Origin of the sequence: Klebsiella sp. CD33 (assembly GCF_051992865.1) — a bacterium.
GTDB classification, from domain to species: Bacteria; Pseudomonadota; Gammaproteobacteria; order Enterobacterales; family Enterobacteriaceae; genus Klebsiella; species Klebsiella pneumoniae.
In genome coordinates this window covers 685,298-699,967 of the sequence record NZ_CP197023.1, presented here as the reverse complement: position 1 = coordinate 699,967, position 14,670 = coordinate 685,298, and the positions used below count along the sequence as shown (strand labels likewise).

The following is a 14,670-nucleotide window of genomic DNA, read 5'->3' as shown; positions in this document are numbered from 1 at the left end:
TCCTCAATCTGGGTACCGACCGTTCGGACGGCAAAACTACCCGCGATAATACCCGATCTCACGCCCTGAGTCACAGGCCGTGAGATCGGCTGAGGATTCCGTCACGCTTAATCAGGCCAGCGGCAGATAAATATCGGTTTGCAGTTCATGCTCAGCCACCTCATGGACAAAATTGAGGTAACGGAAGTACACCGGAAAATCCCGTAACGTCTCGCCTGAAGCGGGTAACCAGTCGCGATAGAGAAACCAAACGCTGTTCGCCAGCGTGTCCAGCGAGCCGTGATGGCGCACGACGGCGCAGCGTCCGCCGGGGATTTCGCCGTTAATCACGCCAAAGGCGTTTTCACCAACCGGCCGATCGACCGTACCGCAGATATCAAAACGAAATGCCTCCTGCGGGGTGGTCTGCGGATCGTCCCAGGCGATCCCCCAGGTATCGCTGGTGGCGACGGGCGATAATCCGCTCGTCTTACGCCAGGCGATAAAACGCGCGGCGGTGGCGTTGACAAGGTCCGGGCTACCGCGATGTTGCAGTACGGCTATCCGGGTGGAGGGGCACGAAATAATGTTGACGTCCATCGACGTTTGCTCCTGTAGCGTATGTTTCGGTACGCGTCGATGCCACTCGGCCCAGTCCGGTTGTTGACGGAATTGGGTCGGGCTTTGGTCAAACGCGGTACGGAAGGCACGACTGAACGACTCCGCATTCTGAAATCCGGCATCAAGGGCAATATCGATGACTTTATCGCGGGGGTTGAACGCCAGGCGCCAACAGGCGCGTCGCAGACGCAACCACTGAATATACCGGTACAATGGAATGCCGGTATAGGCGCTAAATTGCCGGTGAAAATGGTAAGGCGAACTGTGCGCTATCGCGCTCAGCGTCTCCAGCGACAGCGGCTCATCAAGATGGCGCGCAATGTACCTACAGACGCGCTGGAAGCGCCCGACATACGCCGGGCTGGCCTTAATATCGTTCATCGTCTCCTCCTCGCGACATACTCTGACAGAGCGAGGATCGCGATTCCTGACCGATCTTGCGCTTATCCGACGGAGACTTATGGCGCGATTTTACGGATCTGTTTAACGTCGATTTCTACCGAGTTCCAGTCCTTATCGACTTCCCCCTGAATTTCTACTGTATCCTGCGGGCCGACGGTCACGCCGTTCCAGCGCTTGTGGTCGATATCGACATTGATCACCCCGGAAGCATCCTGGAATTTATACAGGTCATCAGAGATGCGCTCGACGATTTTACCGCGCAGGGTCACCCAGGTGTCATCACGCAGCGACTTGGCGTTCGCCACGGTGGTCACCGCGCCGCTCGGCCCGGTGAAGCCGCCAGCCTGGGTGGTAGTGGTAGTCGACGGTCCGGTGAATCCTCCCTGCCCGGCGGCCAGTACCGGCATGGAAACCAAAGCAATAATCGCGGTCATCGCAGCAATTTTTTTCATCTTATATTCTCCCTTTTGTGTTGGTATGGCTCCTATTACGCCCGGCAAAACTTAACGACTTCTTAAGCGGAAAAAAGAAATTTTAATGCTGTACATCACCCGCTTCAACGCGGTTTACTGCGCAAAGAAACGGGATCGTCGGAGGGAAACATGCGCATATTACTGGTGGAAGATGACAAGCTTATCGGCGACGGCATCAAAGCCGGGCTGAGCAAAATGGGCTTTAGCATTGACTGGTTTACCGCCGGGCTGGAGGGCAAAAATGCCTTATACAGCGCCCCCTACGACGCCGCAATCCTTGACCTCACCCTACCCGGCATCGATGGCCTCGATATTCTGCGCGAATGGCGCGATAAAGGCCGCCATGAGCCGGTGTTGATCCTCACCGCCCGCGATGCCCTCAGCCAGCGGGTGGAGGGCCTGCGCCTGGGCGCCGATGACTACCTGTGCAAACCTTTCGCCCTGATTGAAGTGGCAGCGCGCCTCGAAGCGTTGATCCGCCGCGCGCACGGCCAGAGCAGCAGCGAACTGCGCCACGGCAAGGTGATCCTCGATCCGAACCGCTTAACCGCCAGCCTCGACGGCGAAAGCCTGGCGCTGAAGCCGAAGGAGTTCGCCCTGCTGGAACTGCTTATGCGCAACGCCGGGCGCGTATTGCCGCGTAAGCTTATCGAGGAAAAGCTCTACACCTGGGACGACGAGGTCTCCAGCAACGCCGTGGAAGTTCACGTCCATCATCTGCGCCGCAAGCTCGGCAGCGACTTTATCCGTACCGTCCACGGCATCGGCTATACCCTGGGTGACGCATGAAACGACTTGCCCGCCTGAGCCTGCGCCTGCGCCTGACGCTGCTGTTTGCCGTACTGACCACCGCCGCCTGGGGGATGGCCAGCGTTATCGCCTGGCAGCAGACCAGCAAAAAGCTGGATAAGCTGTTCGATACCCAGCAGCTGCTGTTCGCTCGCCGCCTGAGCGTCATGCATTTCGATGAACTGCGCGCCCCGCCCGCCTTGCTCGGGGAAAAGAAAAAGGTACGCCACGGGCACATCGACGACGACGCGCTGGCGTTCGCCATCTTCACCCGCAACGGCAAAATGGTGCTTAATGACGGCGAGAACGGAGAGGATATTCAGTGGAATTCGCAGCGCGAAGGATTCAGCGATGGCTATCTGCGTGACGACGATGACGAGTGGCGTTTCCTGTGGTTAACCACCGCCGACGGCCGCTACCGCATCGCCGTCGGCCAGGAGTGGGATTACCGGCGCGAAATGGCGATGGATATCGTGACCTCGCAGCTCACCCCGTGGATGGTTGCCCTGCCGCTGATGTTCGTGCTGCTCATCGTGCTGTTAAGCCGCGAGCTGGCGCCATTGAAAAATCTGGCGCGCACGCTGCGCCTGCGCGCGCCGGACTCGGCGGATTCGCTCAGCGTGGAGAAGATCCCCGCCGAAGTTCGCCCGCTGGTCGAAGCGCTGAATCAGCTGTTCCGACGCACTCACGACGCCATGCTGCGCGAGCGTCGGTTTACCTCTGATGCCGCCCATGAGCTACGCAGCCCGCTGGCGGCGCTGAAGGTGCAGACCGAAGTCGCCCAACTCTCCCTGGACGATCCCGAAGGGCGTGAGAAAGCGTTGGATCAGCTCCACCAGGGGATCGATCGCGCCACCCGACTGGTGGATCAGCTGCTGACGCTGTCGCGGCTGGACTCGCTCGCCCAACTGGATGATGTGCAGCAGGTCGCTATCGCCGATCTGCTGCAGTCGGCAGTGATGGAGATGTATCACCCGGCGCAGCAGTCCGGGATTGAGCTGCGCCTGCATCTTAATGCCAGCCATATCGTCCGCACCGGCCAGCCGCTGCTGCTCAGTCTGCTGGTGCGCAATCTGCTGGATAACGCCGTACGCTATAGCCCTCGCGGCAGCCAGGTCGATATCACGCTCAACGCCCGCGAGTTCCGGGTGCGCGATAATGGCCCAGGCATTAGCCCGCAGGCGCTCTCGCGCATTGGCGAGCGTTTTTATCGTCCGCCGGGGCAGGAGGCGCCGGGCAGCGGCCTGGGCTTGTCGATCGTCCGGCGCATCGCCTCGCTGCACGGCATGCAGGTTGATTTTGCCAACGCGCGCGACGGCGGCTTCGAGGCCCGCGTGTACTGGTAGCGAGATTATTGCTCATTTGGCAAAAGACTTTGCACATTTTGCTCATTTTACTGCCCCGCTTCGCGGGGTAAGATCGTCGGCAAATTTTCATATATGAGGGTAAAAAATGAGCAACATCCTGATTATCAATGGCGCAAAAAAATTCGCCCACTCGAATGGCCAACTGAACGACACCCTGACCGAGGTCGCGGAGAGTTATCTGCGCGACGCCGGGCACGATGTTAAAAGCGTTCGCGCCGAAAGCGAGTACGACGTAAAAGAAGAAGTACAGAATTTCCTGTGGGCCGATGTGGTGATCTGGCAGATGCCGGGCTGGTGGATGGGCGCTCCGTGGACGGTGAAAAAATATATGGATGACGTCTTTACCGAAGGCCACGGCTCGCTGTACGCCAGCGATGGCCGTACCCGCTCCGACGCCAGCAAAAAATATGGCTCCGGCGGCCTGGTGCAGGGGAAAAAATATATGCTTTCTCTGACCTGGAACGCGCCGATGGAAGCCTTCACCGACCAGGACCAGTTCTTCCACGGCGTCGGCGTTGACGGCGTTTACCTGCCGTTCCATAAAGCCAATCAGTTCCTCGGCATGGAGGCATTGCCAACCTTTATCGCCAACGACGTGATAAAAATGCCTGATGTCCCGCGGTATATCGCAGAATATCGCAAGCATCTAGCGGAAATTTTTGGTTAACTAGGGGTCTATGCTCTACATATTTCGAGTTATTGGAACCTGGAGTATGACAAGATCCACACAGAAGGAGTTGAGTTAACCATGTTAACAGTGATTGCAGAAATCCGTACCCGCCCGGGCCAGCACCACCGCCAGGCGGTTCTCGATCAGTTCGCGAAAATTATTCCGACCGTTTTGCAGGAGGCCGGCTGCCACGGCTATGCCCCGCTGGTGGATCATGCCGCCGGCGTCAGCTTCCAGACCACAGCGCCCGACTCTATCGTCATGGTCGAGCAGTGGGAAAGCGTCGCGCATCTTGAAGCACACCTGCAAACCCCGCACATGAAAGCCTGGTCGGAAGCGGTCAAAGGCGATGTGCTGGAGACCAGCATCCGTATTCTGCAGGCTGGCGTTTAAGTCCGCCGACTCAGTAATGCCATGAAAAAGGGAGCCTGAGGCTCCCTTTTACGTCTGGCGCAGCGTACAGACTTACACTTCCAGATCCGCCATATCGCCCTTCTCCTGCAGCCAGTTGCGACGATCTTCCGAACGCTTTTTGGCCAGCAGCATATCCATTATCGCCGTGGTCTGCTGCTCGTCCTCATCGCTGATCACCAGCTGCACCAGGCGGCGGGTATTCGGGTCAAGGGTGGTTTCGCGCAGCTGCATCGGGTTCATCTCACCGAGCCCTTTAAAGCGCTGGACGTTTGGCTTGCCCTTCTTGCGCTTTAGCTGCTCCAGCACGCCGGTTTTTTCTTCTTCCGTCAGCGCGTAGTAAACCTCTTTACCGAGGTCGATACGGTACAGCGGCGGTAGCGCCACATAGACGTGCCCCTCTTTCACGAGGGTACGGAAATGTCTTACGAACAGCGCGCACAGCAGGGTGGCAATGTGCAGACCATCGGAGTCCGCATCCGCCAGAATACAAATTTTACCGTAGCGCAGCTGGCTTAAATCATCGCTATCCGGGTCAATACCAATCGCCACCGAAATGTCGTGCACTTCTTGCGAAGCTAACACTTCATCGGAAGAGACTTCCCAGGTATTAAGGATCTTGCCCTTCAGCGGCATGATCGCCTGATATTCGCGATCGCGCGCCTGCTTGGCTGAGCCGCCCGCCGAATCCCCTTCGACGAGGAACAGCTCGGTACGGTTCAGATCCTGGGCGGTACAGTCCGCCAGCTTACCCGGCAGCGCCGGACCGCTGGTCAGCTTTTTGCGCACCACTTTTTTGGCCGCGCGCAGACGGCGCTGGGCGCTGGAGATGGCCATCTCCGCCAGCAGCTCCGCGGCCTGCACGTTCTGATTCAGCCACAGGCTGAAGGCGTCCTTCACCACGCCGGAGACGAACGCCGCGCACTGGCGCGACGACAGGCGCTCTTTGGTTTGCCCGGCGAACTGCGGATCCTGCATCTTCACCGACAGCACGTACGCGCAGCGATCCCAGATATCTTCCGCTGACAGCTTTACGCCGCGCGGCAGGATATTACGGTACTCGCAGAACTCACGCATCGCGTCGAGCAGCCCCTGACGCAGACCGTTAACGTGCGTCCCGCCCTGCATAGTCGGGATCAGGTTCACGTAGCTCTCGGTCAGCAGTTCGCCGCCTTCCGGCAGCCACAGCAGCGCCCAGTCCACCGCCTCCGTCTCGCCGGAGAAGGCGCCGACGAATGGTTTTTCCGGCAGCAGCGGCAGGCCGTTCACCGCTTCGCTCAGGTAATCGTTCAGGCCATCGGCATAGCACCAGCTCTGCTCGCTGTTGTTCACCTGGTCGCGGAAAACAATTTCCACGCCCGGGCACAGCACCGCTTTCGCTTTTAACAGGTGGGTCAGACGTGAAACGGAAAAGCGCGGGCTGTCGAAGAAGCTTTCGTCCGGCCAGAAATGGACGCTGGTCCCGGTATTGCGTTTGCCGCAGGTGCCGGTGACGTGCAGGTCTTCCACTTTTTCACCATTTTCAAAGGCGATGCTGTAGACCTGACCGTCGCGACGCACGTTGACCTCCACGCGTTTTGACAGGGCGTTGACCACCGAGATCCCCACCCCGTGCAGGCCGCCGGAAAACTGATAGTTTTTATTGGAAAACTTACCGCCCGCATGCAGCCGGCAGAGGATCAGCTCAACCGCCGGCACGCCCTCTTCCGGGTGGATGTCGACCGGCATCCCACGACCATCGTCAATGACCTCCAGGGACTGGTCGGCATGAAGGATAACTTCCACGCGTTTGGCGTGGCCTGCCAGCGCTTCATCCACACTGTTATCAATAACCTCCTGACCAAGATGGTTAGGACGAGTGGTGTCGGTATACATGCCCGGACGGCGGCGCACCGGCTCTAGCCCGGTGAGTACCTCAATGGCATCAGCATTATATGAAGATTGCGTCATGGTGTGTATTCGTAGGTCGTTCAGGGCCGTTTAGCGCAGGCCGAGAAATTCGATAATCTGAGTGAAATGATCGTCAAAGCCGACAAATGCGTGATTACCGCCCTCCTCTACCGTCTGCCGGCAAGAGGCGTAGTAATGAACGGCCTGGCGGTAATCAAGCACTTCATCCCCGGTCTGCTGCAGCAGCCAGAGTAAATCCGGCGCTTCGAGCGGGTCGATTTGCATGACTTTGAGATCGTAAATATGGCGAGACTCTAGCACATATTGCTGCCCGGTGTATGGATTCTCATTGTGGCCGAGAAAATTGTTTAGTAGTTCAAACGGCCGCACCGCCGGGTTAACCACCACCGCCGGCAGCATAAAGCACTGCGAAAGCCAGGTCGCGTAGTAGCCGCCCAGCGACGACCCTACGACCCCCAGCGGCTCGCCTCCGTGCTCCAGCACGATGGACTCCAACAGCTCCGCCGTTTCCGCCGGGTAAGGCGGCAACTCCGGCACCACCATGGTGATCTCTGGATAGTGCTGCGCCAGCCAGGTCTTTAACGCCGTCGCCTTCGCCGAGCGCGGAGAGCTGTTAAAGCCATGCAGATAAAGGAGCGTCGCCATCAGTAGCCTTCTGAAGCAATATCCGGATGAAACGCGGCGCCTTCCAGGCGGCACACTTCGGTGGTCAGCGTCCCGTCAGGGTGAAGCTCCAGCCAGCGCCAGCCCGGTGACACCGTATCCAGAGTGAAATTGGCACAGTGCGGTTTAAACTGGACGCAGGTCGACGGCGTCGCCATCATGCGCCGGCCATTCCAGTCGAGATCCAGTTCCTGATGAATATGGCCGCACAAAAGATGCTTCACCCGCGGCCAGGCGCTCAACGCGCTGTCCAGCGCGCCGGCATTGCGCAGACTATGCTGATCCAGCCAGCTGCAGCCGGCCGGCAGCGGATGATGGTGCAGCAGGAGTAAGGTATAGCGCTCCGGCGCCTCCGCCAGCTTATGTTCGAGCCACTCCAGCTGGAAGTCGCTCAGCTCGCCATGGGGAACGCCAAACACCTGGCTGTCGAGCAGCAGGATCTGCCAGCGATCGCCGAGAAACACGCGCTTGGCAGGGGAAATGCCCGCCTCCTGCAGGGTGCTGTACATCGCCGGCTGGAAATCATGGTTGCCCGGTAGCCAGACGCAGGGTGCAGCAAAACTCGCGATGCCCTCAGCAAAATGCTGATAGGCCGCGGAGGAGTGGTCCTGCGCCAGATCGCCTGTTGCGACAATCAGATCGCATGGACGCTGTGAGGCATGAATGGCCGACAGTACGGCCTGATAGCTATCCCAGGTATTGATGCCTAACAACGTTTCATGCTTTTCAGCAAACAGGTGAGTATCAGTAATTTGTAATATCCTGACTCTGGCCTCACCAGCCAGAGGTAGGTTTAACAGGCTTTCCAAATGGTGTCCTTAGGTTTAACGACGCTAACAAACCGGAATCGCCATCGCTCCATGTGCTAAACAGTAACGCAGCCAGTCGGCCAAAAACTGGTTAATTTGATGCTTTTCGTCGCGTTGATGCAACTTTTTATTAGGATAATCATATCGCGCTTTGAAGCGAAAGATCTGCTGACTCGAACACACTTCGGCCACCATGGCGTCATGGTAGAGGCGGACGGTCATCGATGGCAGGCTCCAGTAGCTCACTGCAGGCAGAGTCTGCTCTATTGCCACCAGAGTAGTGTAGCGGGTCGATTCAACTATCGTTAACCGATACTGCGCGCTTCCCACCTGATAGCTTACCTTCTCACCCGCTGCATCCGTTCGCGGCAACAGGCGGCGCAACTGCGCGAAGTTGGTCTCGCACAGGCGCATCATCTCAGGGAAGTCAGGTGTATAACGCTTCATTTTGTCCACTCATTTCGTAAATTGTGATAATGCAATTGCAGCCATTGCAAGGCGATGACAGAGGCTGCGTTGTCGATTTTCCCCTCTTCTACCCACTGGTAAGCCTGCTCCCGACTCACCACATGCACCCGAATATCCTCGTTTTCCTCGGCCAGGCCGTGAATGCCTTTTGCCGTCGATGCATCAACTTCTCCCACCAGGATCGATAACCGTTCGCTGGTGCCGCCGGGACTGGCCAGATAGCTTAATATTGGTTTCGTCCGCCCAACTTCAAGCCCGGCCTCCTCCAGCGCTTCCCGACGGGCAACATCTTCCACCGTTTCACCCGCTTCAATCATGCCGGCGACCATCTCCAGCAGCCACGGGCTCTCGCTGGTATCATAGGCGGCGATACGGATTTGTTCGACCAGCACCACTTCGTCGCGCACCGGGTCAAAGGGTAGCAAGACGGCGGCGTGCCCGCGCTCAAAAATTTCACGGGTGATTTCGCCACTCATGCCGCCGTTAAACAGGCGGTGGCGAAAACGGTATAAATCGAGCGAAAAAAAACCACGATATAGCGTTTCGCGTGCAATAATTTCTACATCATTTTTGGAGAAGGTAATTCCCTGCTGCGTGGGTTTGCTCATTGTCATGTCCTGCGAATCTGAAATTAGGGATTTCCAAACCGTTTGGCTACCGTTTTACGGTCCGTATGTTAGATTGGTGCAAATTACCGCCGGATGGCACGTAACGCCAACTTTTTACGGCGGCAGAATCGATACAATCAGCGGAATTTTTCTTAGAATTAGACCAGCGCTAAATGCTTCACAACAAGGAATGCAAATGAAGAAATTGCTCCCCATTCTTATCGGCCTGAGCCTGACCGGGTTCAGCGCCATGAGCCAGGCGGAAAACCTGCTTCAGGTTTACCAGCAGGCACGCATCAGCAACCCCGATCTGCGTAAATCGGCAGCCGATCGTGACGCCGCGTTCGAAAAGATCAACGAAGCGCGCAGTCCATTACTGCCTCAGCTTGGGCTGGGAGCGGATTATACCTATAACAATGGCTATCGCGACAGCAACGGCATCAATTCAAACGTCACCAGCGGCTCGCTGCAGTTAACGCAGGTTCTGTTTGATATGTCGAAATGGCGCGCCCTGACGCTGCAGGAAAAAACGGCAGGGATTCAGGATGTCACGTATCAGACCGATCAGCAAACACTGATTCTGAATACCGCGACGGCCTATTTTAAAGTGCTGGCCGCCATCGACACGCTCTCCTATACCGAAGCGCAGAAACAGGCTATTTACCGCCAGTTGGATCAAACCACGCAGCGCTTTAACGTAGGCCTGGTGGCGATCACCGACGTACAGAACGCCCGTTCACAATACGATGCCGTGCTGGCGAACGAAGTCACCGCGCGTAACGATCTCGACAACGCCGTCGAAGAACTGCGTCAGGTCACCGGTAATTACTATCCGGAGCTGGCCTCCCTGAACGTGAATGGCTTCAAAACCAACAAGCCGCAGGCGGTCAACGCCCTGCTGAAGGAAGCGGAGAACCGCAACCTGTCGCTGCTGCAGGCGCGTCTGAACCAGGACCTGGCTCGCGAGCAGATTCGCCAGGCGCAGGACGGCCATTTGCCGACGCTCAGCCTATCCGCGTCGAGTGGGATATCGAATACTAGCTACAGTGGTTCAAAAACCCATAATAATCCTCAGCAATACCAGGATAACGATGCCGGGCAGAACCAAATCGGCCTGAACTTCTCTCTGCCACTGTATCAGGGCGGCGCGGTGACCTCGCAGGTCAAACAGGCGCAATACAACTTCGTTGGCGCCAGCGAGCAGCTGGAAAGCGCCCACCGCAGCGTCGTGCAGACTGTGCGTTCATCGTTTAACAACGTGAACGCCTCCATCAGCAGCATCAACGCCTACAAACAGGCGGTGGTCTCTGCGCAAAGCTCCCTGGATGCCATGGAAGCTGGCTACTCGGTGGGTACGCGTACTATCGTTGACGTCCTCGACGCCACCACTACGCTGTATAACGCTAAGCAGCAGCTCTCGAATGCGCGCTACAACTACCTGATCAACGAGCTGAACATTAAGTCGGCGTTAGGTACCCTGAACGAGCAGGATCTGGTCGCCCTGAACAACACGCTGGGTAAACCCATCTCCACCTCCGCAGATAGCGTCGCGCCGGAAAATCCGCAACAGGATGCCACCGCTGATGGCTACGGCAACACTACCGCGGCGGTGAAGCCGGTGTCCGCACGAACCAACCAGAGCAGCGGCAGCAATCCGTTCCGTCAGTAATTCTCATACTGTGATGCGCATCGCCTGTCCGTCGGACAGGCGATGCGTTAAACGTAAGGCAACGTAAAGATCCCCCGCTTAGCGCCCCTCTTCGCTTCATTTTCCACCACTCATCCTCTATCCTGAGCGTTAACACACGCCATACCACTGGGTCCTGGAAGACAAATATGAAACGGACAAAAAATATTAATCATTCGTCGTTCCGCAAAAGCTGGAGCGCACGCCATCTGACGCCGGTCGCGCTGGCCGTTACCGCGGTCTTTATGCTCGCCGGTTGTGAAAAAAGCGACGAAACGGTGTCGCTGTACCAGAACGCCGATGACTGCTCCGCCGCCAACCCGGGCAAAGCAGCCGAATGCACCACGGCCTACACCAACGCGGTAAAAGAGGCAGAGCGCACTGCGCCGAAGTATGCCACCCGCGAAGACTGCGTCGCCGAGTTTGGCGAAGGCCAGTGCCAGCAGACGCCAGCCCAGGCGGGCGTCGCCCCGGAAAACCAGGCGCAGGCGCAAAGCAGCGGCAGCTTCTGGATGCCGCTGATGGCCGGCTACATGATGGGCCGCCTGATGGGCGGCGGCATGGCGCAACAGCAGCCGCTGTTCAGCTCGAAAAATCCGGCCAGCCCGGCCTACGGTCAGTACACTGACGCCAGCGGCAAGAGCTATGGCGCCGCCCAGCCGGGCCGCACCATGAACGTGCCGAAAACCGCGATGGCGCCGAAGCCAGCCACCACCACCACTGTCACCCGCGGCGGCTTTGGCGAGTCGGTAGCGAAACAGTCGACCATGCAGCGTAGCGCCGCAGGCTCAACGTCCTCTTCTCGCTCAATGGGCGGCTAAGCAACATGGAAAGAGTCAGTATTACCGAGCGCCCGGACTGGCGCGAGAAAGCGACCGAGTACGGTTTCAACTTCCATACCATGTACGGCGAGCCCTACTGGAGCGAAGAGGCGTATTACAAGCTGACCCTCGCGCAGGTGGAAAAGCTGGAAGCGGTCACCGCTGAGCTACATCAGATGTGCCTCCAGGTGGTGGAAAAAGTGATCGCCAGCGATGAGCTGATGACCAAATTCCGCATCCCTAAACACACCTGGGGTTTTGTACGCCAGTCGTGGAAAACCAACCAGCCGTCGCTCTACTCACGTCTCGACCTGGCCTGGGATGGCGTCGGCGAACCGAAGCTGCTGGAGAACAATGCCGACACCCCGACCTCGCTGTATGAAGCGGCCTTCTTCCAGTGGATCTGGCTGGAAGATCAGCTCAACGCCGGCAAGCTGCCGGCGGGCAGCGACCAGTTCAACAGTTTGCAGGAAAAGCTGATCGATCGCTTCGGCGAGCTGCGCGAGCAGTTTGGCTTTCAGCTGCTGCATATGGCCTGCTGCCGCGATACCGTTGAAGATCGCGGTACCGTGCAGTATCTGCAGGACTGCGCCGCTGAAGCGGGGCTGGCGACGGAATTCCTCTACGTTGAAGATATCGGCCTGGGCGAAAAAGGCCAGTTTACCGATCTGCAGGATCAGGTGATTGGCAATCTGTTCAAGCTCTATCCGTGGGAGTTTATGCTGCGGGAGATGTTCTCCACCAAGCTGGAAGACGCTGGCGTCCGCTGGCTGGAGCCGGCGTGGAAAAGCATTATCTCCAACAAGGCGCTGCTGCCGATGCTGTGGGAGATGTTCCCCAATCACCCTAATCTGCTGGCGGCCTACTTCAGCGAAGATGCTCACCCGGAGATGGAGAAGTACGTCATTAAGCCAATCTTCTCCCGCGAAGGCGCTAACGTGTCGATCGTTGAAAATGGCAAAGTGGTGGAGGCAGTAGAAGGCCCGTACGGGGAAGAAGGCACCATCGTGCAGGCGTTTTACCCGCTGCCGAAGTTTGGCGATAGCTATACGCTGATTGGCAGCTGGCTCATCAACGACCAGCCTGCAGGGATCGGTATTCGCGAAGACCGGGCGCTGATCACCCAGGATCTGTCGCGCTTCTATCCGCACATTTTCGTCGAATAATGCCGCGCTCCGGCGACGGTAAATGCCGCCGGAGCGCGCTATCATCAGGCGCCAACCAACACCGACAGCATGCTCAGCGAGCCCATCTCGATGCCATCGACTGGGATCGTTATCGCCTCAACGCCATCCCACGTCCCCAGGACATACAGCAGCGGCAGGAAATGCTCCGCCGTCGGGTTGGAGAGCGAGCCCCCTTCGTGTGCCAGGTAGTTAACCAGCGGGTGCTGCTCGTCCAGCCCCTGCCATTGCAGATTCGCCTTCACGTAGTTATTGAAGGACTCTGCCCAAGGGTACGGCGTGTTCTCGCCATGCCAGCGGGCGGTGCGCAGGTTATGCACCACGTTGCCGCTGGCCACCAGCATAATGCCTTCATCACGCAGCGAGGCCAGCTTCCGCCCCATTTCGAGATGCCAGGCCGGCGGTTTGGTGCTGTCGATGCTCAACTGAACCATCGGGATATCCGCCTGCGGATACATTTTAATCAGCACGCCCCACGAGCCATGGTCAAATCCCCAGGCTTCTGTATCGAGGGTGACCGGCACCGGCGAGAGCAGCTCCACCAGCCGTTGCGCCAGCGCCGGAGAGCCCGGCGCCGGATAATGCGTGTCATACAGCGCCTGCGGAAAACCGCCGAAGTCATGAATGGTCTTCGGCGCCTCCATCGCAGTTACGCCCGTACCGCGCGTAAACCAGTGCGCAGAGACCACCACGATCGCTTTCGGACGCGGCAGGGTTTCGCCCAGTTGAGCCCAGGCGCGGGTATAACGGTTGTCTTCCAGCACGTTCATTGGGCTGCCATGGCCGAGAAACAACGCGGGCATTCGGGTACGGGACATGATGATATCCTTAGGGTGTCAATGTGATGTGCTCACATTACGCGCTTTTGCGCCAGGATAAACTCAGATAACCATGATGATGATCGTCAGAAAATTTGAATGTAATTCGCGGTAAAGGGACGTGTCCCGTACGCGCATCCTCAGGCAATATACTCGTATGTAATTATTTTCACAGGGAGAGAAGCGATGTCATCACCCTTAATATTGACGCTGTTAGCCGGTAGCGCAACCTTCATTGGCGCCATATTCGGCGTGATTGGCCAGAAACCCTCTAACCGCCTGCTTGGCTTCTCCCTCGGCTTTGCCGCCGGGATTATGCTATTGATTTCGTTAATGGAAATGCTGCCTGCCGCGCTGGCCGCCGAGGGCATGTCGCCGCTGCTCGGCTACGGAATGTTTGTTGTCGGCCTGCTGGGTTACTTTGGTCTTGACCGCCTGCTGCCGCACGCCCACCCGCAGGATCTGATGACTCCCGCCATGCCGCGCCCGCGCAACTTACGCCGCACCGCTATTCTTCTGACGCTGGGGATCAGCCTGCATAACTTTCCGGAAGGGATCGCCACCTATGTCACGGCCAGCAACAACCTCGAGCTTGGCATGGGCGTCGCCCTTGCCGTCGCCCTGCACAATATTCCGGAAGGACTGGCGGTTGCCGGACCGGTGTATGCCGCCACCGGCTCGCGCAGCAAAGCGGTGTTCTGGGCCGGGCTTTCCGGCATGGCGGAAATGTTGGGCGGCGTGCTGGCGTGGTTGATTCTGGGGAGCCTGGTCTCGCCGCTGGTGATGGGCGCGATCATGGCTGCCGTCGCCGGGATTATGGTGGCGCTGTCGGTCGATGAACTGATGCCGCTGGCGAAAGAGATCGATCCGCAAAGCAATCCAAGCTACGGCGTCCTGTGCGGGATGTCGGTCATGGGGCTGAGCCTGGTGGTACTCCAGACGATGGGCATCGGTTAAAGCGCAGAAACAACACAGCCCACTAACAAGTG

At 58.0% G+C, this 14,670-nt stretch carries 16 protein-coding genes; 8 read left to right on the top strand and 8 right to left on the bottom strand.

The genetic code is table 11. The features are described 5' to 3' along the window. Positions 1-111 precede the first annotated feature (111 nt). On the bottom strand, positions 112-981 hold the full coding sequence (locus tag ACR809_RS03475; protein WP_002916831.1) for an AraC family transcriptional regulator: 870 nt from the start codon (positions 979-981) through the stop codon (positions 112-114). 77 nt (positions 982-1,058) lie between these two features. Then, entirely contained in the window at positions 1,059-1,454 is a 396-nt protein-coding gene (locus ACR809_RS03470; RefSeq protein WP_002916833.1) for a YgiW/YdeI family stress tolerance OB fold protein, read from the bottom strand. Between the two features lie 150 nt (positions 1,455-1,604). Between ACR809_RS03470 and qseB the strand changes: the two genes are divergently transcribed. The 4 genes from qseB (at position 1,605) to ACR809_RS03450 (ending at position 4,694) form a co-directional block, all read left to right on the top strand. Next, on the top strand, positions 1,605-2,264 hold the full coding sequence (gene qseB, locus ACR809_RS03465) for a quorum sensing response regulator transcription factor QseB (protein ID WP_002916836.1): 660 nt from the start codon (positions 1,605-1,607) through the stop codon (positions 2,262-2,264). Next, the gene (gene qseC / locus ACR809_RS03460; RefSeq protein ID WP_023285561.1) at positions 2,261-3,610 is read left to right on the top strand and encodes a quorum sensing histidine kinase QseC; all 1,350 of its coding nucleotides are present in this window, start codon (positions 2,261-2,263) and stop codon (positions 3,608-3,610) included. The genes qseB and qseC overlap by 4 nt, the downstream gene beginning before the upstream one ends. A gap of 106 nt (positions 3,611-3,716) precedes the next feature. Further along, complete coding sequence (locus ACR809_RS03455; protein ID WP_004900659.1) at positions 3,717-4,298, top strand: NAD(P)H-dependent oxidoreductase; 582 nt, start codon at positions 3,717-3,719, stop codon at positions 4,296-4,298. Positions 4,299-4,379: 81 nt separating this feature from the next. After that, the gene (locus ACR809_RS03450; protein ID WP_002916842.1) at positions 4,380-4,694 is read left to right on the top strand and encodes a putative quinol monooxygenase; all 315 of its coding nucleotides are present in this window, start codon (positions 4,380-4,382) and stop codon (positions 4,692-4,694) included. A 72-nt stretch (positions 4,695-4,766) separates the two neighbouring features. Here ACR809_RS03450 and parE read toward each other — a convergent pair whose 3' ends face one another. From parE to nudF, 5 genes are read right to left on the bottom strand one after another with little or no spacing between them, the layout of a single operon-like run. Beyond that, positions 4,767-6,662: a DNA topoisomerase IV subunit B gene (gene parE, locus ACR809_RS03445; RefSeq protein WP_002916844.1), complete on the bottom strand. Its 1,896-nt coding sequence runs from the start codon at positions 6,660-6,662 to the stop codon at positions 4,767-4,769. 30 nt (positions 6,663-6,692) lie between these two features. Further along, positions 6,693-7,268 (bottom strand): esterase YqiA, encoded by a 576-nt coding sequence (yqiA, locus tag ACR809_RS03440; RefSeq protein WP_002916845.1) that lies wholly within the window; start codon positions 7,266-7,268, stop codon positions 6,693-6,695. Further along, positions 7,268-8,095 carry a 3',5'-cyclic-AMP phosphodiesterase gene (gene cpdA, locus ACR809_RS03435; RefSeq protein ID WP_002916846.1) on the bottom strand — a complete coding sequence of 276 codons (828 nt, stop codon included), beginning with the start codon at positions 8,093-8,095 and terminating at the stop codon, positions 7,268-7,270. The genes yqiA and cpdA overlap by 1 nt, the downstream gene beginning before the upstream one ends. A gap of 24 nt (positions 8,096-8,119) precedes the next feature. After that, positions 8,120-8,542 (bottom strand): DUF1249 family protein, encoded by a 423-nt coding sequence (locus tag ACR809_RS03430; RefSeq protein ID WP_002916847.1) that lies wholly within the window; start codon positions 8,540-8,542, stop codon positions 8,120-8,122. Then, a complete protein-coding gene (gene nudF / locus ACR809_RS03425; RefSeq protein WP_002916848.1) occupies positions 8,539-9,171 on the bottom strand; it encodes an ADP-ribose diphosphatase in 633 nt (210 codons plus the stop codon). The genes ACR809_RS03430 and nudF overlap by 4 nt, the downstream gene beginning before the upstream one ends. Before the next feature lie 196 nt (positions 9,172-9,367). On the opposite strand from nudF, the gene tolC reads away from it, so the two are divergent. From tolC to ACR809_RS03410, 3 genes are all read left to right on the top strand, one after another. Further along, a complete protein-coding gene (gene tolC / locus ACR809_RS03420) occupies positions 9,368-10,840 on the top strand; it encodes an outer membrane channel protein TolC (RefSeq protein WP_020316753.1) in 1,473 nt (490 codons plus the stop codon). Between the two features lie 167 nt (positions 10,841-11,007). After that, positions 11,008-11,679 carry a DUF1190 family protein gene (locus tag ACR809_RS03415; protein WP_002916849.1) on the top strand — a complete coding sequence of 224 codons (672 nt, stop codon included), beginning with the start codon at positions 11,008-11,010 and terminating at the stop codon, positions 11,677-11,679. 5 nt (positions 11,680-11,684) lie between these two features. Next, a complete protein-coding gene (locus ACR809_RS03410) occupies positions 11,685-12,845 on the top strand; it encodes a glutathionylspermidine synthase family protein (RefSeq protein WP_004900674.1) in 1,161 nt (386 codons plus the stop codon). A 44-nt stretch (positions 12,846-12,889) separates the two neighbouring features. On the opposite strand, the gene ygiD is transcribed toward ACR809_RS03410, so the two are convergent. Beyond that, positions 12,890-13,681, bottom strand: coding sequence for a 4,5-DOPA dioxygenase extradiol (gene ygiD / locus ACR809_RS03405; protein WP_004181331.1), 792 nt, complete (start codon positions 13,679-13,681; stop codon positions 12,890-12,892). A 186-nt stretch (positions 13,682-13,867) separates the two neighbouring features. Between ygiD and zupT the strand changes: the two genes are divergently transcribed. After that, the gene (gene zupT, locus ACR809_RS03400; protein ID WP_122051055.1) at positions 13,868-14,638 is read left to right on the top strand and encodes a zinc transporter ZupT; all 771 of its coding nucleotides are present in this window, start codon (positions 13,868-13,870) and stop codon (positions 14,636-14,638) included. Positions 14,639-14,670 lie beyond the last annotated feature (32 nt).

Coding starts and splice junctions, on each gene's coding strand:
- ACR809_RS03475 (WP_002916831.1), bottom strand. CDS start 981: ATGAACGATATTAAGGCCAGCCCGGCGTATGTCGGGCGCTTCCAGCGC.
- ACR809_RS03470 (WP_002916833.1), bottom strand. CDS start 1,454: ATGAAAAAAATTGCTGCGATGACCGCGATTATTGCTTTGGTTTCCATG.
- qseB (WP_002916836.1), top strand. CDS start 1,605: ATGCGCATATTACTGGTGGAAGATGACAAGCTTATCGGCGACGGCATC.
- qseC (WP_023285561.1), top strand. CDS start 2,261: ATGAAACGACTTGCCCGCCTGAGCCTGCGCCTGCGCCTGACGCTGCTG.
- ACR809_RS03455 (WP_004900659.1), top strand. CDS start 3,717: ATGAGCAACATCCTGATTATCAATGGCGCAAAAAAATTCGCCCACTCG.
- ACR809_RS03450 (WP_002916842.1), top strand. CDS start 4,380: ATGTTAACAGTGATTGCAGAAATCCGTACCCGCCCGGGCCAGCACCAC.
- parE (WP_002916844.1), bottom strand. CDS start 6,662: ATGACGCAATCTTCATATAATGCTGATGCCATTGAGGTACTCACCGGG.
- yqiA (WP_002916845.1), bottom strand. CDS start 7,268: ATGGCGACGCTCCTTTATCTGCATGGCTTTAACAGCTCTCCGCGCTCG.
- ACR809_RS03430 (WP_002916847.1), bottom strand. CDS start 8,542: ATGAAGCGTTATACACCTGACTTCCCTGAGATGATGCGCCTGTGCGAG.
- nudF (WP_002916848.1), bottom strand. CDS start 9,171: ATGAGCAAACCCACGCAGCAGGGAATTACCTTCTCCAAAAATGATGTA.
- tolC (WP_020316753.1), top strand. CDS start 9,368: ATGAAGAAATTGCTCCCCATTCTTATCGGCCTGAGCCTGACCGGGTTC.
- ACR809_RS03415 (WP_002916849.1), top strand. CDS start 11,008: ATGAAACGGACAAAAAATATTAATCATTCGTCGTTCCGCAAAAGCTGG.
- ACR809_RS03410 (WP_004900674.1), top strand. CDS start 11,685: ATGGAAAGAGTCAGTATTACCGAGCGCCCGGACTGGCGCGAGAAAGCG.
- ygiD (WP_004181331.1), bottom strand. CDS start 13,681: ATGTCCCGTACCCGAATGCCCGCGTTGTTTCTCGGCCATGGCAGCCCA.
- zupT (WP_122051055.1), top strand. CDS start 13,868: ATGTCATCACCCTTAATATTGACGCTGTTAGCCGGTAGCGCAACCTTC.